This window comes from Pseudomonas sp. zfem004, from assembly GCF_032621715.1.
Lineage (GTDB): Bacteria > Pseudomonadota > Gammaproteobacteria > Pseudomonadales > Pseudomonadaceae > Aquipseudomonas > Aquipseudomonas sichuanensis.
This window is the reverse complement of sequence record NZ_JAVYJF010000004.1, coordinates 66,345-90,507: the sequence shown is the minus strand read 5'-3', so window position 1 is coordinate 90,507 and position 24,163 is coordinate 66,345. Positions and strand designations below refer to the sequence as shown.

At 65.0% G+C, this 24,163-nt stretch carries 16 protein-coding genes; 6 read left to right on the top strand and 10 right to left on the bottom strand.

Going from position 1 to position 24,163, the window contains the following annotated elements; translation table 11 throughout:
• Positions 1-23: 23 nt before the first annotated feature.
• On the bottom strand, positions 24-1,874 hold the full coding sequence (locus RTH46_RS05890; RefSeq protein WP_316905216.1) for a polyurethanase: 1,851 nt from the start codon (positions 1,872-1,874) through the stop codon (positions 24-26).
• Positions 1,875-2,112: 238 nt separating this feature from the next.
• On the opposite strand from RTH46_RS05890, the gene RTH46_RS05885 reads away from it, so the two are divergent.
• Positions 2,113-4,080 (top strand): DNA topoisomerase III, encoded by a 1,968-nt coding sequence (locus RTH46_RS05885; RefSeq protein WP_316905215.1) that lies wholly within the window; start codon positions 2,113-2,115, stop codon positions 4,078-4,080.
• 117 nt (positions 4,081-4,197) lie between these two features.
• Here the strand turns inward: RTH46_RS05885 and RTH46_RS05880 are convergent, their stop codons facing one another.
• Positions 4,198-4,950, bottom strand: coding sequence for a TerC family protein (locus tag RTH46_RS05880; protein ID WP_153787495.1), 753 nt, complete (start codon positions 4,948-4,950; stop codon positions 4,198-4,200).
• Between the two features lie 28 nt (positions 4,951-4,978).
• Positions 4,979-5,218, bottom strand: a complete 240-nt coding sequence (locus tag RTH46_RS05875; RefSeq protein ID WP_046856230.1) for a hypothetical protein — start codon at positions 5,216-5,218, stop codon at positions 4,979-4,981.
• Between the two features lie 132 nt (positions 5,219-5,350).
• Between RTH46_RS05875 and nhaR the strand changes: the two genes are divergently transcribed.
• From nhaR to RTH46_RS05860, 3 genes are all read left to right on the top strand, one after another.
• Positions 5,351-6,244 (top strand): transcriptional activator NhaR, encoded by an 894-nt coding sequence (gene nhaR / locus RTH46_RS05870; RefSeq protein ID WP_153787497.1) that lies wholly within the window; start codon positions 5,351-5,353, stop codon positions 6,242-6,244.
• Positions 6,245-6,363: 119 nt separating this feature from the next.
• Positions 6,364-7,575 carry a serine/threonine transporter SstT gene (sstT, locus tag RTH46_RS05865; protein ID WP_153787498.1) on the top strand — a complete coding sequence of 404 codons (1,212 nt, stop codon included), beginning with the start codon at positions 6,364-6,366 and terminating at the stop codon, positions 7,573-7,575.
• A gap of 187 nt (positions 7,576-7,762) precedes the next feature.
• On the top strand, positions 7,763-8,410 hold the full coding sequence (locus RTH46_RS05860) for a YceH family protein (RefSeq protein ID WP_153787499.1): 648 nt from the start codon (positions 7,763-7,765) through the stop codon (positions 8,408-8,410).
• 2 nt (positions 8,411-8,412) lie between these two features.
• On the opposite strand, the gene RTH46_RS05855 is transcribed toward RTH46_RS05860, so the two are convergent.
• From RTH46_RS05855 to galU, 5 genes are all read right to left on the bottom strand, one after another.
• Entirely contained in the window at positions 8,413-8,604 is a 192-nt protein-coding gene (locus RTH46_RS05855) for a hypothetical protein (protein ID WP_110993906.1), read from the bottom strand.
• Between the two features lie 135 nt (positions 8,605-8,739).
• Positions 8,740-10,302 (bottom strand): alkyl hydroperoxide reductase subunit F, encoded by a 1,563-nt coding sequence (ahpF, locus tag RTH46_RS05850; protein WP_316905214.1) that lies wholly within the window; start codon positions 10,300-10,302, stop codon positions 8,740-8,742.
• A 125-nt stretch (positions 10,303-10,427) separates the two neighbouring features.
• Complete coding sequence (ahpC, locus tag RTH46_RS05845) at positions 10,428-10,991, bottom strand: alkyl hydroperoxide reductase subunit C (protein ID WP_110993908.1); 564 nt, start codon at positions 10,989-10,991, stop codon at positions 10,428-10,430.
• A gap of 263 nt (positions 10,992-11,254) precedes the next feature.
• Positions 11,255-12,610, bottom strand: coding sequence for a glutathione-disulfide reductase (gorA, locus tag RTH46_RS05840; protein ID WP_316905213.1), 1,356 nt, complete (start codon positions 12,608-12,610; stop codon positions 11,255-11,257).
• 98 nt (positions 12,611-12,708) lie between these two features.
• A complete protein-coding gene (gene galU, locus RTH46_RS05835; protein ID WP_046855135.1) occupies positions 12,709-13,548 on the bottom strand; it encodes a UTP--glucose-1-phosphate uridylyltransferase GalU in 840 nt (279 codons plus the stop codon).
• A gap of 357 nt (positions 13,549-13,905) precedes the next feature.
• Between galU and dkgB the strand changes: the two genes are divergently transcribed.
• Both dkgB and RTH46_RS05825 read left to right on the top strand, forming a co-directional pair.
• Complete coding sequence (gene dkgB, locus RTH46_RS05830; protein ID WP_316905212.1) at positions 13,906-14,709, top strand: 2,5-didehydrogluconate reductase DkgB; 804 nt, start codon at positions 13,906-13,908, stop codon at positions 14,707-14,709.
• 168 nt (positions 14,710-14,877) lie between these two features.
• Positions 14,878-15,342, top strand: coding sequence for a DUF1348 family protein (locus RTH46_RS05825; RefSeq protein ID WP_316905211.1), 465 nt, complete (start codon positions 14,878-14,880; stop codon positions 15,340-15,342).
• A gap of 45 nt (positions 15,343-15,387) precedes the next feature.
• Here RTH46_RS05825 and RTH46_RS05820 read toward each other — a convergent pair whose 3' ends face one another.
• Together RTH46_RS05820 and RTH46_RS05815 are read right to left on the bottom strand one after the other, a co-directional pair.
• Complete coding sequence (locus RTH46_RS05820) at positions 15,388-19,725, bottom strand: NEL-type E3 ubiquitin ligase domain-containing protein (protein WP_316905210.1); 4,338 nt, start codon at positions 19,723-19,725, stop codon at positions 15,388-15,390.
• A gap of 78 nt (positions 19,726-19,803) precedes the next feature.
• Positions 19,804-24,150: an NEL-type E3 ubiquitin ligase domain-containing protein gene (locus RTH46_RS05815; protein WP_316905209.1), complete on the bottom strand. Its 4,347-nt coding sequence runs from the start codon at positions 24,148-24,150 to the stop codon at positions 19,804-19,806.
• Positions 24,151-24,163 lie beyond the last annotated feature (13 nt).

Below are 24,163 nucleotides of genomic sequence, written 5' to 3'. Positions count from 1 at the left end.
CCGGCCGCGACGGGTTCACCCCATCAAGCGATGACGATCTGGCCGTCCGCCAGGCCCTGCCCGGCAATGCCCACCAGGGTCACGCTGTCCTTGCCGAAGGTCAGCACCAGGTCATCACCCACCTGGCTCAGGTGATCCCGGAAGTCCCGCGACGCCGTGCCACCGTCCACCCCCATGAACACCAGGCGGTCCTGGCTGCTGAAGTCCAGCACCCGGTCCTGGCCGAAATGGCCGTCGAACAGGAAGGTGTCACGCCCTGCCCCGCCGCTGAGCAGGTCGTTGCCGGCACCGCCCACCAGCACATCATTGCCCGCACCGCCCAGCAGGCGGTCGTCGCCGTCCAGGCCGAACAGCCACTGGCCCTGCTTGCCGGCCACCAGCGTGTCGCCCGCCTGGCTGCCGCTTTGCGAGGCGGCATAGAGGTTGAGCTTGCCGCTGGAGAACAAGCCATCGGCGCCAACCGTGTGGCTGACCTCCTTGCTGAAGAACACCAGGTTCGTCTCCTGGCTCACCAGGCTCTCCACGTTGCGCACCAGGCTGATGCCGCCCTCGGCGTCGCGCACGTACAGCGTCCCTTGCCCGTCACGGGCAATGCTCAGGTTGGCCAGCGCGTCGCCGAGCTTCAAGGTGTCGTGGCCGCTGCCACCGTCGATCAGGTTGAAGCCACCCTCGTCACGGAAGGTGTCGTTGCCGCCGCGCCCCTCCAGGTAATCGTTGCCACGCCCGCCCTGGATAAGGTCGGCCTGCTCGCTGCCGATGATGAAGGTGCTGCCCTTGTGCGTCTCGGCGTTGCGGTTGAGGTCCTGTACCCAGGTCGAGCCCCGGGTGACGTCGGACAGGTTGCTGACCACGATGGTCGAGTCGCGGCTGGTCCACTGATAGAAGCCGGAGTCCAGCACCCGGCCCAGGCCGTCGGTATAGGCCGCCGGCAGGTGCGACAGCCAGGTAGCGATGTTGCCGATGGAGAACGGCAGCAGGTTCCAGGCGTCCGAAGCGTAGTGGTCGTTGAAGTTGACGATATTGTCGGTGGCCGAAGCCTTGGCACCGTCATGCACGCCCAGGGTGCCCCAGGTGACCGACGTGCCGTCGAGCACACGGAACACGGGGTCGTTTTCGTAGCCGATGTTAAGCACCTTGTCGGGGTTCGCAGCCTGGGTGGGCGAGGCAAAGGCAACGTAGCGCGCATCCTCATAGAAGCCACCCCAGCGCGCACCGCTGAGGTCGGCCAGGCTGTTGACCGCCAGGCCGCCCAGGCTGTGGCCGCTGACGGTAATGTCGGCGCCGCTCAGGCCGTTGGCCTTGGCGAAGGCCGCGACGTTACCGAGCAGGCCATCGAAGGCGTTGGCCGCGTAGTCGCGGGCATAGCCGGCCGGCCCCAGCGCCGCCAACAGGTCGTTCACCGCATCGCCCAGGGTGTCCCCCAGCAGGTTCTCGCGGGGCCCGCTGGTGCCACGGAAGGCGATGCCGATCCCGCTCAGCTGGCCATTGGCGTCGTAGCGCCCGAGGATCTCCACCTGGGCACTGGTGTAGCCCGGCGTTTCCCCGTGAAAGGTACCGCGGGCATCGGTGTGGCCGTTGTAGCCCAACTGCTCTGCGCTGATCGGCGTCCAGCCGGCGGCTTTCACCTGGGCCAACGCCTTGGCTTCGGAATCGGGGTTCCACGGGATGCCGGGGATCACCCCCTGGCTGTCGCTGCCGCCGATCAAGGCCTTGACCAGCGTGGCCGGCAGGCCCAGGCCGAAGCCATGCTGCTGGTAGCCGGCGGCAAAGCCGTCGTCGATGCCATGGTAGGCGTACATGGCCAGGGCCATGGCGTCCTGGTAAAGCGCGCCGGAGGCGGCGCTGTCGAGTTGCTTGTAATCGAATACGGGCATTGTTTGACGTCCTTGTTGCAGGTAGGAAAAACGCCCCAGCGACATCGTCCACTGACACGACTGACGGGCGAAGGGCCAAGTTCGCACGGGGCTCGCCCCAAGGTCCAACACCATGCCTGGGGCTACCCTGCCAAAGGTGCGGGCATAAAACCTGTACATGCATACAGATAAAACTTGCCTGCCCGCCCTGCCTTGCGCATCCTAGTGCCCCATCTCCAACGATGAAGCGTTGCCGGCCATGCGCCTCTTTCTCTGCGAAAAACCCTCCCAGGCAAAAGACATCGCCAAGGTGCTCGGCGCCCAGCGCCGTGGCGATGGCTGCTGGCAAGGCACTGACGTGTGCGTCACCTGGTGCATCGGCCACCTGCTGGAAACCGCGCCACCCGACAGCTACGACGAACGCTACAAGCGCTGGTCCCTCGACGACCTGCCGATCATCCCCGACAAGTGGAAGATGACGGTCAAGCCCAAGACCGCCAGCCAGTTCAAGGCGGTCAAGCGCCTGCTGGGCGAGGCCCGCGAGCTGGTGATCGCCACCGACGCCGACCGCGAGGGCGAGATGATCGCCCGCGAACTGGTCGAGCACTGCCGCTACCGCGGCCCCATCCAGCGCCTGTGGTTGTCGGCACTGGACGATGCCTCGATCCGCAAGGCCCTGGGGCGCCTGCTGCCTGGCCAGGAAACCTTCAGCCTCTACCACTCGGCCCTGGGCCGCTCGCGTGCCGACTGGCTGATCGGCATGAACATGAGCCGCCTGTTCACCCTGCTCGGCCGCCAGTCCGGCTACCAGGGCGTGCTACCGGTGGGCCGGGTGCAAACTCCGACATTGCGCCTGGTGGTGGACCGCGACCGCAGCATCGCCGATTTCGTGCCTGTGCCGTTCTGGGCCATCGACGTGCAGCTGGAAAGCGCAGGCCAGGTGTTCAATGCCCAATGGCGCGCGCCGGAAGACGCCTGCGACGACCAGGGCCGCTGCCTGCAACAAGCGTTGGCGCAGCAGGCCGCCACCGCCATGCAGGCCGCAGGCACGGCGCGGGTGCTCAAGGTTGCCACCGAGCGCGTGCGCGAAGCGGCGCCGCTACCCTTCGACCTGGGCACGCTGCAGGAGCTGTGCTCGAAAAAATTCGGCCTGGGCGCCCAGGAGACACTGGACATCGCCCAGGCCCTGTACGAAACCCACAAGCTGATCACCTACCCGCGCAGCGACAGCGGCTACCTGCCACTCAGCCAGCACGGCGAGGCACCGGCGATTCTCGCCGCCCTGCAGCGTGCCGACGCCAGCCTCGCACCGCTGCAAGCCCATCTTGAGCCCCAGCGCCGCTCACGGGCGTGGAATGACCAGAAGGTCAGCGCCCACCACGGCATCATCCCCACCGCCGCCGCCAGCGACCCGGCGCGCCTGCCGCCCAAGTACAAGGCGGTCTACACGCTGATCCGCGCCCGCTACCTGGCGCAGTTCCTGCCCAACCACGAATACGACCGCACCCAGGCCGAGTTCGACTGCGCAGGGCTTGCGCTGCGCGCAGTGGGCAAACAGATCGTCGAGCCGGGCTGGCGCCGCGCCTTGCCCGAGGCACTCACCCCGGCCAAAGGCCGCGAAGCACCACCGGCCCAGGTGCTGCCCGCCCTGCGCGAAGGGCAGGACTGCGCGCTGCATGATCTGCAACTCAAAGACCTGTGGACCCAGCCGCCCAAGCCCTTCACCGAGGGCGACCTGATCAAGGCGATGAAGAACGTCGCCAAGCTGGTGGATGATCCGCTGCTCAAACAGAAGCTCAAGGAAACCACGGGCATCGGTACCGAGGCGACCCGTGCCAGCATCATCCAGGGCCTGCTCGATCGTGGTTATCTGGTCAAGAATGGCAAGGCGCTGTCGGCGACACCTGCGGCGTTCAGCCTGATCGATGCCGTGCCCCGCGCCATCGCCGACCCCGGCACCACGGCCATCTGGGAGCAAGCGTTGGACATGGTGCAAAGCGGTGAGATGAGCCTTGAGGAGTTCGTCGCTCGGCAGTCGGCCTGGATGGGCAAGCTGGTACAGCGCTGCGCGGGGATGCGCCTGAACATCAGCGGCCCGCCCTTGGCGCCGGGGGGCAAGGGTGCACCGTGGAAGAAGAAGCGTGGGGGTGGGGGCAAGCGCAAGGTGGAGCAAGGGGCGGCCAAGGCCACGACCCCGCGCCGGCGCAAGACTGCCGGCAAGTCTTGAAACATCGCGGGGCAAGCCCGCTCCCACGCCATGAACTGCCATCAAGAAGTTGGACATCCATCCAGCAGTTCATAGCGTGGGAGCGGGCTTGCCCCGCGAAAGGGTTGCGAAACTAACTCAACCCTCGGCAGCCTCACGCTTCAAGCGCGCCCGGCGGGCCATGATGTTGAGCATCTCGATCACCGTCGAGAAGGCCATGGCGGCATACACGTAGCCTTTCGGTACATGGGCGCCGAAGCCTTCGGCGATCAGGGTCATGCCGATCATGATCAGGAAGCCCAGGGCCAGCATCACCACGGTCGGGTTGTCGTTGATGAACTTGGCCAGCGGGTCGGCGGCCACCAGCATCACGATCACGGCGCTGATCACGGCGATGATCATGATCGGCAGGTGCTCGGTCATGCCCACGGCGGTGATGATGCTGTCGATCGAGAAGACGATGTCCAGCAGCAGGATCTGGAAGATCGCCGCAGTGAAACCAAGGGTCACGGTACTGCCGAGCTTGGACTCTTCCTTGGCACCATGCGGGTCGACACTTTCATGGATCTCCTTGGTCGCCTTCCACAGCAGGAACAAGCCACCGGCGATGAGGATCATGTCCTTCCACGAGAAGGCGTGGCCGAACACATCGATTACCGGCTCGGTCAGCTGGACGATCCAGGCCACGGTGCTGAGCAGCGCCAGGCGCATGACCAAGGCCATGCTGATACCGATGCGTCGTGCCTTCGAGCGGAACTCCTCAGGCAGCTTGTTGGTGAGGATCGAGATGAAGATCAGGTTGTCGATGCCGAGCACGACCTCCATGGCCACCAGGGTGGCAAGGGCAACCCAGGCGGTGGGGCTAGCGGCGAGTTCCAGTAAATATTCCATTGGTCAGTCCTGCTTCGGGTCCGGTGGGTCAGATGTCTTGGGTGTCTTTCTTGTCGTCTTCGGCCTTGGCCTTCTCGCCATCGCTGCCGATGGCGTCGCTCAGCGCCTGCTGGGCGGCGTCGTTGGTCTTGTCGATGGCCTGCTTGGCCGTTTCGGCGGCCTGGTCGAGCATCTGCTGGGCGGACTTCTCGGCCTGGTCGCAGCCGCTCATGGCGAACAACGCCAGGGCCAGTACCAGGGGCGTACCAATGGATTTGAGTTGCAACATGGGGTCCTCGCTTGTCGATATCCGTGCGGCGCACGGGGCGCCTGATGGGGTCGCATTCTAGAGGGGCTGAAACATCCGGAAAATTCGTATTTTCAGCTGATATACTTCGGTTTTTACGAATCCGGAAACGCCATGCTCAACTACCGCCAGCTTCATTACTTCTGGGCTGTAGCAAAGACCGGGAGTATCGCCCGCGCCAGCGAGCAACTGAATCTTACGCCGCAGACGATCAGCGGGCAGATCAGCCTGTTCGAGCAGACCTGGAACCTGGAGCTGTTCCAGCGCGTCGGTCGTCAGCTGGAACTGACGGAAACCGGCCGCCAGGCCCTCACCTATGCCGAGCAGATGTTCCAGATCGGCGGCGAGCTGGAGGCGATGCTGCGGGCAGGCCCTCAGGAACAGATCCTGTTCCGCGTGGGGGTGGCCGACGTGGTGCCCAAGTCCATCGTCTACCGCCTGCTGGCGCCCACCATGGAACTGGACGAGGTGCTGCGCATCAGCTGCCGCGAAGACAAGCTCGAGCGCCTGCTCGCAGACCTGGCGATCCAGCGCCTGGACCTGGTGATTTCCGACAGCCCCATGCCCAACCACCTGGACATCAAGGGTTACAGCCAGAAGCTGGGTGAATGCGGCCTCAGCTTCTTTGCCACGCACAGGCTGGCCGCCCAGCTCGACAAGCCCTTCCCCGCCTGCCTGGACGATGCCCCGCTGTTGATTCCCGGGCAGGAAACGGTGGTGCGCAGCCGCCTGCTGCGCTGGTTGGCCGAGCAACAGGTGCAGCCGCGCATTGTCGGTGAGTTCGACGACAGCGCGCTGATGCAGGCCTTCGGCCAGTCCGGCAGCGGCATCTTCGTCGCCCCCAGCGTGATCGCCGAAGAAGTGTGCCGCCAGTACGGGGTGCAACTGATCGGCCAGACCGAGGCGGTGAACGAGTCGTTCTATGCCATCTCGGTGGAGCGCAAGGTCAAGCACCCGGGCATCGTGGCGATCACCGAGGGGGCCCGTCGAGAGTTGTTTCACTGGTGAACACATCGCGGGACGCTCAGGCAATCCAGGTAGCGTGGGAGCGGGCTTGCCCCGCGATAAGTGCCAAACCTGGCTGTGGTAGAGTACGCGGTTCATTCACCCCCGAGATTGCGCTGCACATGACCCCCGTTCTTCGTCTCATCAACCGCACCGGCCTGGTGACGCAGATCTGCATCGGCCTGGTGGCCGGCATCGCGCTGGCCCTGCTCGCCCCCTCCGTGGCCCTCGACCTCGGTTTCCTTGGCAAGGTGTTCGTCAGCGCCCTGAAAGCGGTTGCGCCGGTGCTGGTGTTCATCCTGGTGATGGCCTCGATCGCCAACCACCGCCATGGCCAGGAAACCCATATCCGCCCGATCCTCTGGCTGTACCTGCTGGGCACCTTTGCCGCCGCGGTAGTGGCCGTGGCCGCCAGCATGTTGTTCCCCTCGCAGCTGGTGCTGAGCGCCAGCGAGGCTTCGCTCAGTGCACCCGGCGGCATCAGCGAAGTACTGCAGAACCTGCTGCTGAGCGCCGTCGACAATCCGATCAACGCCCTGCTCAATGCCAACTTCATCGGCATCCTGACCTGGGCCATCGGCCTGGGCATCGCCCTGCGTCATGCCAATGACACCACCCGCACCGTGGTCGAGGACCTGTCCAACGGCGTCACTCTGATCGTGCGCGTGGTCATCCGCTTCGCCCCGCTGGGCATTTTCGGCCTGGTCAGCTCGACGCTGGCACAGTCCGGCCTGGACGCCCTGCTGGGTTACCTGCACCTGCTGGCCGTGCTGATCGGCTGCATGCTGTTCGTGGCCCTGGTGATGAACCCGCTGATCGTGTTCTGGAAAATCCGCCGCAACCCTTACCCGCTGGTGTTGCTGTGCCTGCGCGAAAGCGGTATCACCGCGTTCTTCACCCGTAGCTCGGCGGCCAACATCCCGGTCAACCTGGCGCTGTCGGAGAAGCTCGGCCTGCACGAGGACACCTATTCGGTGTCGATCCCGCTGGGCGCGACCATCAACATGGCCGGCGCGGCGATCACCATCACCGTGCTGACCCTGGCGGCCGTGCACACCCTGGGCATCCCGGTCGACCTGCCCACCGCCGTGCTGCTCAGCGTGGTGGCGGCGGTGTGTGCCTGCGGCGCCTCGGGCGTGGCCGGCGGTTCGCTGCTGCTGATCCCGCTGGCCTGCAGCCTGTTCGGTATTCCCAGCGAGGTCGCCATGCAGGTGGTGGCGGTCGGTTTCATCATCGGCGTGCTGCAGGATTCGGCGGAGACGGCGCTGAACTCGTCCACCGACGTGCTGTTCACGGCCGCCGCGTGCCAGGCCATGGAACAGCGCAGCGCCTGATAGGGCCATCGCGGGGCAAGCCCGCTCCCACGCTTTGGACTGCCCCCAAAGAAGTTGGACACCAATCCAACCCTCGAGTAGCAGTTCATAGCGTGGGAGCGGGCTTGCCCCGCGATGTGTTCGACGATTGCTTAAGCCAGGCACTTTACCTAGGCTAGTGGCCTTTTCCTCGCAATGAGACAGGGCCATGTCTGAACACCAAAGCACCGGCGAAGGCCGCTTCAACAGTACCGAAATCCGCGTCCTCGGTTCGTTGATCGAAAAGCAGGCCAGCAGCCCGGAAACCTACCCCCTGACCCTCAATGCCCTGGTCCTGGCCTGCAACCAGAAAACCAGCCGCGAACCTGTCATGAACCTCTCCCCCGGCCAGGTTGGCCAGGCCCTGCGCGCCCTCGAAGGGCAGAACATGGCCCGCCTGCAGATGGGCAGCCGTGCCGACCGCTGGGAACAGCGGGTGGACAAGGCGCTGGAGCTGGTACCGGCGCAGCTGGTGCTGATGGGCCTGATGTTCCTGCGCGGCCCGCAAACCCTGAACGAACTGCTGACCCGCAGCAACCGCCTGCATGATTTCGAAGACGTCGACCAGGTCCAGCACCAGCTGGAGCGCCTGATCTCCCGTGGCCTGGCCCTGCACCTGCCGCGCCAGGCCGGCCAGCGTGAGGACCGCTACACCCATGCCCTGGGCGACCCGGCCCAAATCGAGGAAATCCTCGCCGCGCGTCAGCAGGAAGGTGGCGCACGCAGCAGTGCCGGCAGTGTCTCGCAGGAGCGCATCGAAGCGCTGGAAGCGCGGATCGCCGCGCTGGAGGAACGCCTGGCCCAGCTTGAAGGCTGACGTCAGGGCTTGAGTGCTTCGGGAAAGTTGCGACAGCTCTTGCGCTCGGCCATTTCACGCTCGCTGGGGCGCTGGTCGACGAATACGGTACGGCCGTCGGCGTAGATTTCCAGGTAGCCCCAGTGCAGGTCCTGCTCTTTCTGCCCGGGCTGGGGTGGCACGAGCCACCAGGGTTCGCGGCTGATCAGGGTCATGGCGTGGTTCCGAAATAGGCCTGCCCTTCATGATAGCCACTGCCACACCAAAGCAATCGCGGGGCAAGCCCGCTCCCACGAGCCTGATACAAGCTCGTGGGAGCGGGCTTGCCCCGCGATGAGTCCGGAACAGCCTTACGCCGGCGCCGAAGTCCGGATCAGGTGATCAAAGGCCGCCAGCGAAGCCTTGGCACCCTCGCCCACGGCGATGACGATCTGCTTGTACGGCACCGTGGTCACGTCACCGGCAGCGAACACGCCGGGGATGCTGGTCTGGCCCTTGGCATCGACGATGATCTCGCCACGCGGCGACAGCTCGACAGTGCCCTTGAGCCAATCGGTGTTCGGCAGCAGGCCGATCTGCACGAAGATGCCTTCCAGCGCCAGCTCATGCACTTCATTGGTGCTGCGGTCCTTGTAACGCAGGCCAGTCACCTTCTCGCCATTGCCGACCACTTCGGTGGTCAGCGCACGGGTGATCACCGTGACGTTCGGCAGGCTGTGCAACTTGCGCTGCAGTACCGCGTCGGCGCGCAACTGGCTGTCGAACTCGATCAGGGTCACCTGGGCGACGATGCCGGCCAGGTCAATGGCCGCTTCCACACCAGAGTTGCCACCGCCGATCACCGCCACCCGCTTGCCCTTGAACAGCGGGCCATCGCAGTGCGGGCAGTAGGCCACGCCACGGGCGCGGTATTCCTGCTCGCCCGGCACGTTCATTTCGCGCCAGCGGGCACCGGTGGCCAGGATCACGGTCTTGGCCTTTAGCGAGGCGCCGCCGGCCAGGCGTACTTCGTGCAGGCCACCGTCAACGGCCGGGATCAGCGCTTCGCCGCGCTGCAGGTTCATGATGTCGACGTCGTACTGCTTGACGTGCTCTTCCAGCGCCGTGGCCAGTTTCGGCCCTTCGGTTTCCTGCACCGAGATGAAGTTCTCGATGGCCAGGGTATCGAGCACCTGGCCGCCGAAACGCTCGGCGGCAACCCCGGTACGGATGCCTTTGCGCGCGGCATAGATGGCCGCCGCCGCACCGGCCGGGCCACCACCGACCACCAGCACGTCGAAAGCGTCCTTGGCATTGATCTTCTCGGCCTGACGCGCGCCGGCACTGGTGTCGATCTTGCCGAGGATTTCCTCAAGGCCCATACGGCCCTGGCCGAACACTTCGCCATTCAGGTAGATGCTCGGAACGGCCATGACCTTGCGGCTTTCCACTTCATCCTGGAACAGCGCGCCGTCGATCGCGACGTGGCGCACGTTGGGGTTGAGCACCGCCATCAGGTTCAGCGCCTGGACCACGTCCGGGCAGTTCTGGCACGACAGCGAGAAGTAGGTTTCGAAGTTGAACTCACCCTGCAAGCCCTGGATCTGCTCGATCACTTCGGCGCTGGCTTTCGAGGGGTGGCCGCCGACCTGCAACAGCGCCAGCACCAGGGAGGTGAATTCGTGGCCCATGGGGATGCCGGCAAAACGCAGGCTAATGTCCGCCCCAGGGCGATTCAGCGAGAACGAAGGACGACGGGCGTCGCTGCCGTCCGCGCTGAAGGTAATGTGGTTCGACAGGCCGGCGATTTCCACCAGCAGGTCGTGCAATTCGCGGGACTTCGCGCCGTCGTCGAGGGAAGCGACGATTTCGATCGGCTGGGTGACCCGCTCCAGGTAGGTTTTCAGTTGCGATTTAAGCGTGGCGTCCAACATACGGGCGATTCCTTTTTCAAACTTCGGATACAAAAACGCCCAGGCAGGATCGCCCGGGCGTTTTTACGGGGCGGTAGGTACTTCAGCTTTGGCGGCTGTCTACCGCCCGCGAGGTGCACATCGACTTAGATCTTGCCAACCAGATCCAGGGACGGCGCCAGGGTGGCTTCGCCTTCTTTCCACTTGGCCGGGCACACTTCACCCGGGTGGGCGGCAACGTACTGGGCGGCTTTGACTTTGCGCAGCAGCTCGGCAGCGTCACGGCCTACACCACCGTCGTTCAGTTCGACGATCTTGATCTGGCCTTGCGGGTTGATCACGAAGGTACCGCGATCGGCCAGGCCAGCTTCTTCGATCAGTACGTCGAAGTTGCGCGAGATGATGTGGGTCGGGTCACCGATCAGCGGGTACTGGATCTTGCCGATGGTGTCCGAGGTGTCGTGCCAGGCTTTGTGGGTGAAGTGGGTGTCGGTGGACACGCCGTAGATCTCGACGCCCAGCTTCTGGAACTCGGCGTAGTTGTCGGCCAGGTCGCCCAGCTCGGTCGGGCAGACGAAGGTGAAGTCGGCCGGGTAGAAGAACACGACGGACCATTTGCCTTTCAGGTCGGCTTCGCTGACCTGAACGAACTCGCCCTTGTGGTAGGCGGTGGCGGTGAACGGTTTGACCTGGCTGTTGATGATTGGCATGAGAGACGCTCCTTCATGGGGTTGGAATCAGTTGATGGAGTGAATCCTACCGACTGCTCCGGCTGAAGGCTCATTGGCAAAGCTCATGCTTGTGATTGGTTTTGGCTATAAGGTGGCTTTATTAATAGAAGGGATTGAGCTGAGCAAAGGATTGCGCGAGCCAAAAAGCATCGCGGGGCAAGCCCGCTCCCACGCCAGAATCGCATGGAAGCGACGGTTCTGGCGTGGGAGCGGGCTTGCCCCGCGATCAGGGGTGACGCGGATCAGCGGGTAACGGTACGCATGGTGACGAACTCTTCGGCCGCCGTCGGGTGCACGCCGATGGTCTCGTCGAACTGCTGCTTGGTAGCCCCGGCCTTCAGCGCGATGCCCAGGCCCTGGATGATCTCGCCGGCATCCGGCCCGACCATGTGGCAGCCCAGCACCTTGTCGGTGTCGGCATCCACCACCAGCTTCATCAGGGTCTTTTCCTGGATATCGGTGAGGGTCAGTTTCATCGCCCGGAAGCGGCTCTCGAAGATCTGCACCTTGTGCCCGGCCTGCAGCGCCTGCTCTTCGGTCAAGCCCACGGTACCGATCGGCGGCTGGCTGAACACTGCGGTGGGGATGTTCTGGTAATCCACCGGGCGGTACTGCTCGGGCTTGAACAAACGACGGGCCACGGCCATGCCTTCGGCCAGCGCCACCGGGGTGAGCTGTACGCGGCCGATCACATCACCAATGGCCAGGATCGACGGCGCGGTGGTCTGGTACTGCTCATCGACACGGATGAAGCCGCGCTCGTCCAGTTCCACACCGGTATTTTCCAGGCCCAGGTTGTCCAGCATCGGCCGGCGCCCGGTGGCGTAGAACACGCAGTCGGCGACCAGCTCGCGGCCATCCTTGAGGGTGGCCTTGAGGCTGCCGTCGTCGAGCTTGTCGATGCGCTGGATATCGGCGTTGAACTGCAGGTCCATGCCGCGTTTTTCCAGCTCTTCCTTGAGGTGCGTGCGCACCGAGCCATCAAAGCCGCGCAGGAACAGGTCGCCGCGGTACAGCAGCGTGGTATCGGCGCCCAGACCCTGGAAGATCCCGGCAAACTCGACGGCGATGTAGCCACCACCGACCACCAGCACCCGGCGCGGCAGGTCCTTGAGGTAGAACGCCTCGTTGGAGGTGATCGCCAGCTCCTTGCCCGGAATGTCCGGCACCTGCGGCCAGCCGCCGGTGGCGATCAGGATGTTCGCAGCGCTGTAGCGCTGGCCTTCCACTTCCACTTCGTTGGCACCGGTGATGCGCGCGTGGCCGGTCAGCAAGGTGACGCCGCTGTTGACCAGCAGGTTGCGATAGATGCCGTTGAGGCGCTCGATCTCGCGGTTCTTGTTGGCGATCAGGGTGCCCCAGTCGAAGTGGCCTTCTTCCAGGGTCCAGCCGAAACCGGCGGCCTGCTCCAGCTCATCGGCGACATGGGCGCCGTACACCAGCAGTTTTTTCGGCACGCAGCCGATGTTGACGCAGGTACCGCCCAGGTAGCGGCTCTCGGCAACGGCCACCTTGGCGCCGAAGCCTGCGGCGAAACGCGCCGCACGTACACCGCCGGAACCGGCGCCAATCACGAACAGATCAAAATCGTAGGCCATGTAGTCAGTCTCCTTGGCAGGCGCCCAGCATAGCGCCGTTGCCTGCCACAAACAAAAAAGCCACCCCGAAGGGTGGCTCCTGGACCTGCCGGGCGAACTCAGTACGCCTTGCCGGTCTTGTAGAAGTTTTCGAAGCAGAAGTTGGTCGCCTCGATGTAGCCTTCGGCGCCACCGCAGTCGAAACGCTTGCCCTTGAACTTGTAGGCGATCACGTTGCCTTCGGCGGCCTGCTTCATCAGGGCGTCGGTGATCTGGATCTCGCCGCCTTTGCCTGGCTCGGTCTGTTCGATCTTCTCGAAGATGTCCGGGGTCAGGATGTAACGGCCGATGATGGCCAGGTTCGACGGTGCGTCTTCCGGCTTCGGCTTCTCGACCATGGAATCCACGCGGAAGATGCCGTCCTTGATCTCTTCACCGGCGATGACGCCGTACTTGTTGGTTTCTTGCGGATCGACTTCCTGGATGGCAACGATCGAGCAGCGGTACTTCTTGTACAGCGCGACCATTTGCGCGAGCACGCCATCGCCTTCAAGGTTGACGCACAGGTCGTCGGCCAGTACCACGGCGAACGGCTCGTCACCGATCAGCGGGCGGCCGGTGAGGATGGCGTGGCCCAGGCCTTTCATTTCGGTCTGGCGGGTGTAGGCGAACGAGCACTCGTCCAGCAGACGACGGATGCCGACCAGGTATTTTTCCTTGTCGGTGCCCTTGATCTGGTTTTCCAGCTCGTAGCTGATGTCGAAGTGGTCTTCCAGGGCGCGCTTGCCGCGGCCGGTGACGATGGAAATTTCATTCAGGCCGGCGTCCAGTGCTTCTTCAACGCCATACTGGATCAGTGGCTTGTTGACCACCGGCAGCATTTCCTTGGGCATGGCTTTGGTAGCGGGCAGGAAACGAGTGCCGTAACCGGCTGCCGGGAACAAGCATTTCTTGATCATATACGTCCTTAACGTAGGGCTTTGCGTACGAATTCGGCGCAGTCTAATCAGGCGGAGGTCACCTTACAATGCCCCCCCTGCTGTCTGCCGACGCCATCATAGAGACATCTCAGTGTAGTTAGTTCCGAGGCAACGTGAGAATTGCGACCAACTACCTGTGCAAAGGCGCAAAGCCACAGCGGTTTTCAGGGTGTTTCCCCCTTTGCCAGGCATGAAAAAACCACCCACTCATGACTCCAGGTCAAAGGACCTTGGCGCCCCGACGCCTTAATCAAAACCTGTGAGTACCGCACACTGCCGCCTATCCGAACGATGCCGCAGCACGCAGCCCCGGCATCCCACCACAGGAGCAGCCCCATGAGCATTCCATCCTTCGGCCTTGGCACCTTCCGCCTGACTGGCCAAGCCGTCATCGACTCGGTCAAGTCGGCACTGCAGCTGGGTTACCGCGCCATCGACACCGCGCAGATCTACAAGAACGAAGCCGAGGTCGGCCAGGCCATCGCCGAAAGCGGCGTGCCGCGCAGCGAACTGTTCATCACCACCAAGATCTGGGTCGACAACTACGCGGCCGACAAGCTGCTGCCGAGCCTGCGCGAGAGCCTGGCCAAGCTGCGTACCGATTACGTCGACCTGCTGCTGATCCACTGGCCAGCGCCGGGCAACGGCGTGGAACTGGCCGAATACATGCAGGCCCTGGCTGAAGCCAAGAAACTGGGCCTGGCCCGCCAGATAGGCGTTTCCAACTTCAACATCGAGCTGACCCGCCAGGCCATTGAAGTCGTCGGCAAAGGCGAGATCGCCACCAACCAGATCGAGCTCAGCCCCTATCTGCAGAACGCCAAACTGACTACCTTCCTCAAGGAGCAGGGCATCACCACCACCTCCTACATGACCCTGGCCTATGGCAAGGTGCTGAAGGACCCGGTACTTGCCCAGATTGCTGCCAAGCACAAGGCCACCGTCGCCCAGGTAGCCCTGGCCTGGGCCCTGCAGCTGGGTTACGCGGTGATCCCGTCGTCGACCAAGCGCGAAAACCTGGCCAGCAACCTGCTTGCCCGCAGCCTGCACCTGGATGCCGACGACATGGCGCTGATCGCCACCCTGGAACGCAATGGTCGCGAAGTCAGCCCCGACGGTCTGGCGCCGGCTTGGGACTGATCATCTGAAAACGCCGCGCGGACAGTGACCGCGCGGCTGATGCTGCAATTGTTCCGCCGCCTGCAATTGTGAAGTGAGCCAGGCACGGATTTCCCTGCACAACCTGCCGGGCTAGCCTTCAAGCCGTGCACAGCATCCCGCTGACCACTGCAAGCTGAGGAACGCCCAATGTCCCGCCCTCCACTTCCGCCCTTCACCCGCGAAAGCGCCATCGAGAAAGTCCGCCTGGCCGAGGACGGCTGGAACAGCCGAGACCCCGCCAAGGTCGCACTCGCCTACACCCTCGATACCCACTGGCGCAACCGCGCCGAGTTCTGCAACAGCCGCGAGGAGGCCCAGGCCTTCCTCACCCGCAAGTGGAACCGCGAGCTGGAATACCGCCTGATCAAAGAGCTGTGGGCCTTCACCGGCAACCGCATCGCCGTGCGCTACGCCTACGAGTACCACGACGACAGCGGCCAGTGGTACCGCGCCTACGGCAACGAGAACTGGGAGTTCGCCGAGGACGGCCTGATGCGCAACCGCCATGCCAGCATCAACGAGCAACCCATCACCGAAGCCGAGCGCAAGTTCCGCTGGCCGCTGGGGCGCAGGCCCGATGATCACCCGGGCTTGAGCGACTTCGGCTTCTGAAGCCCGCGGGGCGCAGGCTTGCGCCTGCGCCCCGCTTCATGCCGCTCATAACGGATTGCGGACAAAGATTTCCTGGGTCAGGGTTTCGATAAGCGTCTGCATAGCCGCCTCACGGGCCTCGGCCACCGCGCTGGTGCCCGACAGGTATTCACCCTCCGGCAGAGCGGCTTGCTGCAACTGCTCCAACTGCTCATAGAAGGGCTGGTCGGTGTCTTCGAAACGTTGTGCATAGGTCTCGCGCAGGTGCGTCTGCCAGAACTCGCGCTGGGCCACCGACGCCATCAAGCGCGGCGTGCGCTCGGCGATCAGTACCTGGCTGCGCACCGCCACCAGGCTGCGATGCGAAACCTCGGCGCTGGTCGGAAAACGCATGTTGCTCGGCTGCCCAGGCAGGTCCAGGGACTGTGCCAGGCCTACGCGGTACATCAGGCGGATCTCGACCTCGTCGTACTCGATGCCACGGGCCGCGCGCCTGGCAATTTCCTCGGACGCCGCGCGATCGACCTCATCGAGCCGGAACAGCGAACGACCCAATCGCTGCAAGCTGCGCTCGGCCGCCGGGCCTGTCTGGCCAGCAGTGCGCAGGTACACCCAGGATTGCACCTCCAGCAAGCTGAAGTTCAGCGCCACACTGTCGCTGCAGGTGCGCGGATGTCCGGCCAGCTCGAACAATCGCTCGCGCAGCCCGGTATTGCCTACGCAGCTCTCGATCACCCGCCAGACCCGCGCAGTCAGGTCACCGCGATGAAAGATGAAATCCTCTGTTGCTCGCAGATCGGCGAGCAGCTGGTAAAAATCGGCTGCCCCAGGTTCGTGCATCAAGCTGTCCCACTGTATGCCCCGCAACAGGCGGTCATCCGGCTCCAGCAACTGCAACCAGGCGTCACGGTTCTGGACTGTGCTGTCGGTGTGCCCGACCAGGCGACGCAGGCGGTGGGGCTCGGCCTGGAGAAACGCGCTCAAGCGCGCTTCACTGCGCAGATCCAGCGGGTTGTCGTGCAAGTGGATACGCTCGATGCTGCGTGACGGCAGACCGAAGAACGCATTGTCGAGGGTGACGATGCGGTTGCCGCGCAGGTCGGCGTACTCAAGACCTGCCAAAGCCGCCAGCCCTTGCGGCACCTGAGTCAACCCCGTACCGCGCAGGCTCACGTGGCGTAACCGGGACAGCCCCTCCAGACGCGGCGCGGCAACCAGCGGGTTGCGGTTCAGGTTGAGGCGGCGCAGTTGCCCCAGGCGTTCCAGGCGCCGGCGGTTCTCAGGCCCCAGGACAATCCGATTATCCGCCAGCTCCAGCTCTTGCAAACTGTCGAGCCCTTCCAGCGTCGCCGGTAGACCGGTGAGCCGATTGCCCCGCAGATCCAGGCGCTGCAGCCTGCCAAAACGGCCGAAGAACGCTGGATTCAAGCTATCCAGATCCAGATTGCGCAGGGTCAGTCGCGTCACGTTGTCAAAGCGCACACTGGCCGGCAAGTCAGGCATCGCCCCTACCCTCTCGCTCTCGATGCTCATATAGATCTGCTCGCCCTCCAGCATCAACGCCTGGTGGCGCCAACTGCGCAACAGGTATTTCGCCATGCGTTTACGCGCGACCTGCTGCGAGCGGCCGATGGCACCTCGGCGCCAAGTCGCCAGTTGTTGTTCGAGCTGCGGGAGTTGACGCAGAAGTTCGGTCACATGGTCCCAGAGATTGACCTGCCGCTGCAGCTGTTCGGCGATAAATGCATCCAGTTCGGCATCGCCAAGCTCGGGATGAATCTGCCGCAACGCGTGACGCAGCGCCTGCCTTCCACCCTCGGCGCGACCACTCAGTGGATAGCCCAGCCGACCATCCCCCAACCGTACCGGGGGCCGGACGCCGCCGCCCACCGGGGCCAGACCTAGCAGCCTGGCAGCCTCTTCGCGCTGGCTGGCGGCCCGAGCGGCCAGCGCGTCAGCCAATTGCCCTTCGCTCAACGTGACACTGCCCAGGTTCAGGTGCTGCACCGGCTCCATGTGCAGCAGCAACGCCTTGACCAGCGAGCCCTCGCGGTTATCTGCAGCCAGTGCCCGGCCATCTGCGGCAATGGCCTGGTAGCCCCCGGCACCCTTGACGATACGCCTTGCATCCAGGGCATCCGCCTTGCCCAGCACCAGCAGTTGCGGGCCACTGGCCTGGCCATCGTGCAGCACCACACGGATACCGTCAGCCCAGGGCGACAGGGTGTCGAGCAGCCCGAACGCCAGTCGCTCGCCATCGGCATTCATCGCCGAGGCTTGGCGCAACCCGGCACAGGCACGGTCCAGGCGGCTGTCGCGCAGCGCCCAGCGCGCCTGTTCGGCAAGCAGCAGCGGTACGCGCGAGGTGCGGGTCATCTGCTCAAGCTGTCCCGTGCTGGCCTGTTCGGCGATTTCTTCGGCGCATCGCACCGTCAGCCCCGGGAAATCACGGCGCAACAGTCGCGCAGCCTCGCCCGCAGGCGCCTGGCGTGCCGTCAGGGCCATGTCGAACGCGTCCCCTCGCAGTGCCGGCTGCTGTTCATGCAGCTGAAGCCGCTCCAAAGCGTCGAGCAGACGAGCCGGCGTTGGTGCGTCCTCGAGGTGCAACCGGCGCAACCGCGCTTCGTCGAACCCGGTGGTCTCCAGCACCTGGACCATGGTCGATTCAGGAATATCGGCCAGGTCGCGGCCCAGGCGGCGCAAGAGTCGCGCGCCCTGCCAGTGCTGAGGACTCTCCAGGGCATGGCGCCAGGCGCCGGCGCCATTGTCCCGCAGCGCCACCGGCAACGCCGCCGGCCGCTGCGGATGGCGCAACTGCCAGGTGTCGCTGGCGGCATGCGGCTGCACGGCAAAGCTGCCCTCGTGGGTACGCACATGCTGCCAGGTGAAGTTGTCGATCACCTCGCCCAGTGCATCCTCTTCACTGTCTTCGACCCTGTAACCCTCCAGCTCGGGATGACACAACCTCGCCTCGCCATCGGCACCCACCACCGGTACCAGCTCATCGACGACATGCACACGCTGCAAGACCTTGCCTACCGCGACACCACCAGCCAGCAGCAGCGCATTGGCCGCCACGTTCTCGGCTACGCCGAACAGATGATTCAACGCGCCTTCGCGGTCACCGATGCGCCAGTCCTCATACCCCTCGTAGACCTCCTTGGCGATCTCCAACGCCGCCACGCCGAGCATGGCGAGGCCAAGCCCGGGCACGAACAGCGCGGCCAGATTGAGCAGGCCCAGGCCTGCGTTCAGGTAGCTCTCCAGGCGTTCACTGCGGCTGCGGCGATCCTCATCGTCCGTCGGTACCGCCAGCACCCGCGCATCACCCAGGATCTTCCCCACCTGATCCTGCCGCAACCGGACAAACAGCTCGCCGTCGAAATCGAGGTGGCGCCCGTCCAGTTCCACCAAGCCCTTCTCGGCCAGCAACCCGGCGAGCACCCGCTCGAAGGCGATGTGGTCGCCCTGCGCAAGGAAGCGCTTGAAGAACGCCGGGTAACCCGGCTGCCGAAAGCGTTGGGCAAACGCCCGATACAAGGCATTCCAAGAGGCGTGGCGACTGACGGCCCCGTGGGGGTCACCTGGCACCCAGGCGATCACGCCCTCCAGCGTTGCGTCTGGCGCGGCGTCACGGCGCACTTCCAGGGTGACCACGCCGATCGCCCGCTTGCCCAGCAGGTGAAGCTGGCGTGGCACCAGGAGCGCCGGCTCCAGCGCAACCAACGGGATTGGCGACAGCAGCGGCCGCAACTGCCGACCACTGAGCGCATCGAGCTGCCCCTTGGCCAGCGCCAGTTGAACGGCGGCGTCGAAGTTGGCACGGTGCACCGCCTCCAACTGCTGCTCGAGCTGCTGCCTGGGCTCGGCAGCCTCTGGCTCGAAGTGGGTCTTGAGGTAGCGCTGGTACTGGCCGCCGATATCGAGCTGACGGCATAGCCAGGCGTACTGCTCAGGCTTGAAGGCCTTGATCGTTTCGCCCAGATCGTCGGTCAGGTGCGTGCCGGCATGGAATGCCTCGGCACGGCTTTCCTCCTCGCTGAAGTTGTGCAACGCCGCTGCCAGCAAGGTCTGCTCGGAACGGTGGGTCCGCCAGGTGAGCGGCAGGCTGGCGACGAGCGGCGCGACGGGCTCATGCCAGACGCTGAGCAGCCTGGCGCCACGCACATCGATATCCTCGTCGGTTATCAACGTCATGGCCTCGCCGAGCAGGTTCTCGGCAAACGCTTCAAGGGGCGTGACCGCCCCGAACATCTGTTGCAGCCGATGCTCGGCCTGCTGCTGAAGCACAAGGGCCTGGCGCAGCGCACTGCGTTGCTCCTGAGGCAAGCCGGCAAGCCAGGACGGCAACCGCTGGGCAATCAGCGCGTCGACGGTGACGTGGGGAATGAAAGGATTGTTCATGGTGTCCTCCGGGGTCTGGAGGCTCGCAGGACACCATGCCAATAACCGCAATCGGCACTACATAACGCTCGCCGACACTCAGCCGGGATGACGTTGCCAGGCCGAGCGGGTCAGTTCGAAGATCAATGCCCGTTGCGCCTGCTCACGCGCCTGGGCGACCTGATCGATGGCAGCCAGGTACTCAGCGTCCGTGAGGTCGTCAGTGGCCTCTAGCAACGCCTCCAGGCGCTGATGGAAGGGTTGGTCTGTCGCCTCGAATTGCTCGCCATAGGTGGCACGCAGGTGCGCCTGCCAGAACTCGCGCTGGGTCAGGGACTCGAGCAGGCGCGGCCCTCGCTCGGCGCTCAGCACCTGGGCGCGGACCTGGCTGAGCTGCTGCGCCGTCACATCGGCGCTGCTGGCGTAGCGCATACCCTCAGGTTGCGCGGGCAGGTTCAGCGGCTCGGCCAACCCGACGCGGTAGGCCAGGCGCACCTCGACGTCGTCGACGAATGCACCGCTATCCCAGCGGCTTTCGATGTCCAGCGTCGCCAGGCGCTCCACCTCGTCCAGGCGAAACAGGTCGCGCCCCAGGCGCAGCAAATCCCGCTCAGCCCCTACGCCGGTCACGCCATGGGTGCGTTGGTGCACCAGCGCCAGCACTTCCAGGTGGCTGAAGTTGAGCGCGACGCTGTCACTGCAGCTGCGTGGACGCGCTGCCAGTTCGAACAACGCCTGGCGCAACTGGCCATCCTGCTCGCAGGCCTCGACCACACGCCAGACTCGCTGGCGCAACTCGGCCCGCTGGCTGCGAAAGTCGGCGGTGCCACGCAAATCGCCCAGCAGCCTCAGCAAACCGGAGCTGCCGCTCTGCTGCGCCACGTTGTCCCATTGCCCCAGGCGTATCGCGCGCTGCGAACGATCAAGGCCCTCGAGCCAGACATCGCGAGCGCCCTCTTCGGGCCGGAAGTGGCGCAGCAATCGGCGCAGGGGCCCTCGCCCGCCTTGCAGGAAGCTTTCCAGCCGGGCAAGGCTGGCGGCAGAAAGCGGATTGTCGTGCAATGCGATATGCTCCAGCCGCCCGCGAGGCAGCTCGAACAATGTGCTGTCCAGATCGACGATCAGGTTGTCGCGCAAGTCCGCGTACTCAAGTCCTCCCAGCCTCGGCAAGCTCTGTGGCACCTGAGTGAGCCCGGTCGCGCGCAGGTGAACCTGGCGCAGGCGGGTCAATGACGCAAGCGTCGGCATCTGCTCGAGCGGGTTGCGATTGACGTTGAGCACTTCGAGCAGGTTTAGCCGACCGATCGCAAGATTGGCCTGGTCACTCCAACGGATGAGGTTACCCGACACGTTGAGCTCGGCCAGATGGCTCAGCTCGCCCAGGGCATCCGGCAGCACGACCAGACGGTTGTCGCTGAGGTCGAGCCGACGCAAAGCAGGAAAGCGCCGCAACCAGTCCCCCGCCACTTCGCCAAGCTCAAGGCGGTGCAGCGCCAGGTAATGGACATGCGCGAACTCCAGCCCAGCGGGCAAGGCCGGCAGCACCTGGAGCGACTCGCCTTCGAGCACAAGGCGGTAGCCGCCTTGCACCACCGGCGACTGCCGACGCCAACAGCGCAACAACCGGGCGGCGATCCGGTGGCGGGTCTGCGCCTGTTGCGCGTCGCCCGCCGAGCGCTGCCAGGCTGCCAGCGCCGACTGCAGACGCTGCAACTGCTGATGCAACGCACTCATGTGGCTCCAGAGGTTGTCACCGGCAAGCAGCCGTTCGTTGATGTAAGCCTGCAGTTGCGCGTCATCGAGCGTCGGAAACACTTGGCGAATGCCCTGCTCCAGCGCCTGACGACTCGAACCGCCGCGACCGCTCAAGGGGTACCCCAGGCGCCCGTCCCCCCAGCGCACAGGCGGTCGGACACCGGTGCCCGCCACGCTCATGCCGATCCAGCCTGCGGCCTGGTCGCGCCGGACCGCTGCCTGTTGCACCAGATAATGGCCCAATGCTTGCGGCGTGGCGGCCTGGTCACCCAGCAAGCTCTTCTGCGCCGCTGGCAGATGCCTCGACAATGCCTGCAGCAAGCTGTCGTCAGGCGAGGCCCCGGCAAGCCCCTGGCCAGCCGGGCCGGCAGCCAGATACCCCTCCGGCCGCTTGAGGATCAACCGTTTGTGCCCCGACGCCGGCCCGCAGTGAGCCAGCAGCGTACCGCCCGGCAAGGCATCGCGAATTTCGACTCGCACATCGGCCGGCCAGGGCGCCAGATGATCGAGCAGCGCCAAGGTCAGGCGTTCGCTGTCCTGATTCAGCGAGCGGCCGTGCAGCACGCCCTCGCAGGCCTGGTCCAGACGGCTGTCGCGCATCTGCCAACGCGCCTCCTCGGCCAACGCAAGAGGCACTTTGCGCGCCGTGCGCAGGGTATGCAGTTCTGCGCCCGTTGCCCTGCGCAGCAGGGCCTGCGCAGCACGCCGACTCAGGTTAGGGAAATCACGTCGCAATACCGATTCGCCAGCCAACGCCGGCAGGTCCGACGCCAGCCCGTGTTGCAGCGCTTGTGCGCTCAATGCTGGCCAACGGTCACGCAGGACCAGGCGCTCCAGGCTGTCGAGCAGGCGTGCGGGTGGCTCGGCCTGCTCCAGAAGCAGACGCCGCAACCGCTCGACATCGAAACCTGTAACCTCTAGCAACGCCTGCGCCTGCGCTTGGGTAACTTCCATGAAGTCGGCGCCCAGACGCCTGAGCAATTGAACTGGCGACACCCAGCTCTGCGGCACTTCAAGGGCATGCCACCAACCATCCATGCCATTGCTTTCGAGCCGCGGCACGTGGGCCCCGGCACGGCGTGGATGGCTGATGTGCCAAGGCTCGCCGGGGCCCTCGCGAACCACCGCATAGCGTCCCTCGTGCAAGGTCAGAGAGCGGCGGTCGCCCTCGCCCACCAGCCGCCCGGCCACATGCCCGTCATCGGACAGCCGGTAGTCGTTCAAGGCGCCGTCACAGAGTTTCACCCGCCCTTGCCCCGTGACCACCGGGCGCAGGCCGTCGACAAAGGCGCTGCGCTCCAGCAGAGCGCCCAGCAGCTGTTCGGAGCCTGTGCTCAGGGCGCCTTGCGCCAAACCCTCGGCGATGCCGAACAGATGGCCCAGCGCAGCCTCGCGATCGCCCAGTTGCCAGGCCTCGTACCCTTCGTATGCCTCATGCACCACCTGCAAGGCGGCGATGCCCAGCAACGCCTCGCCCAGGCCCGGTACGAACAACGCCGCCAACCCGAGCAGGTCCAACCCGGCATTCAGATAGCCCTGCAAACGTTCGTTGCGCCTCTCGCGATCCTCGTCATCGATGGGCACGGCCAGCACGCGGGCATCGTCCAGCAGCCTTTGCACCTGAACCTGACGCAAATAGGCAAACAGTTCGCCTTCCACCTCACGTGCCCGCCCGTCCAGGCGCAGCGCGGGCGCATCGCGATCGGCCTGCAGACGCGCCTCCAGAGCAAGCCCGAACGCCACGCGCACGGTCTCGCCGGTGAACCGCTGCAGGTAGCGTGCATACCCGGGGTCACGCAGGCGCTGGCCAAGGATCCGGTACAGCGCGTCCCAGGTATCGGCGCTCACCACCGCGCCTTTGGGGTCATCGGGCAGCCAGGCCATGACGCCCACCGTGTCGACACCACGGTGCACCTCGTATGCCGCGACGCCGTGAAGCGGGTGCCCGAGCAGGTGCAACTGACGCAAGTGCAGCACCTCGGCCGTGGTCGCCACGATCGGTTGCGCCGAAAACTGCGGGAGCCAGCGCAGGTAGGCGGTATCGTCGACTTCGCCCTGCAAATGGGCAAGGCGTACGGCCACTTCAAGGCTGGCACGCAGTTGTTCCTCCATCAGGCGATTGACCACGATCCGCGCGTAACCACCCGCCTCGCCCGGCGCATCGGCTGGCCTCAGGCGTTGCTTGAGATAGGCCTGGTAGCGGCCTCCCAGGTCCAGCCGGCGGCAGAGTGCGGCGAAAGTGCTGGCCGCCAGCGCCAGTGGATTGCCGGCGCCATCAAGCAGGCGCGACTCGATGCCAAGCCCACCGGCTTGCGCCTCACTCTCCGAGAAATTGTGCAACGCGGCGGCCAGCAGGCTCTGAGTGTGTTGGTGGGTAATGATCGGCAAGGGAAGACTGGCGGGCACCACGGGTTGCACTTCGGTCCAGACCCGCAGCAATCGGCAGGCCCGCACATCCAGGGCAAGGCCGCTGGCGTCTTGCAAGGCCTCCACCAGCAGCGGCTCGGCGAACGCATCGATCGCCAGCAACGCACCCAGTTGCTGGTCAAGCGCGTGCTGCGCGCGCTGTTGAGCCTGCAGGCCCTGGCACAGCGCCCGTCGATGGGCCGTGGACGCGCGGGTCAACCACCCCGGCAATGTCTGCGCGAGCAGCGCGTCGTTCGAAACGGGTGACGGGAATGAATGGGGCATGATGTCCTCTGCG